General features: G+C 68.8%; 1 pseudogene. It reads right to left on the reverse strand.

The window, feature by feature from the left end:
• Nucleotides 1-266 (reverse strand): annotated as a pseudogene (locus tag M2D63_RS25825) (glutamine synthetase); the annotation flags it as partial.

Genomic DNA, 266 nt, shown 5'->3' on the forward strand with positions numbered 1-266 from the left:
TACCCCTCTTCGATGCCCTTGAGTCCGGCGCCGAGCAGGACCGCGTAGGAGAGGTACGGGTTCGTCGCCGAGTCGATCCCGCGGTACTCGATGCGGCCGCTCTGGGCCTTGCCCGGCTTGTACAGGGGCACGCGCACGAGCGCCGAACGGTTGTTGTGGCCCCAGCTGAGGTAGCTGGGGGCCTCCCCGCCGCCCCACAGCCGCTTGTAGGAGTTGACGAACTGGTTCGTCACCGCGGTGAACTCGCTCGCGTGCCGCAGGAGCCC

Source organism: Pseudomonas sp. BJa5 (assembly GCF_030272875.2).
GTDB lineage: Bacteria > Pseudomonadota > Gammaproteobacteria > Pseudomonadales > Pseudomonadaceae > Aquipseudomonas.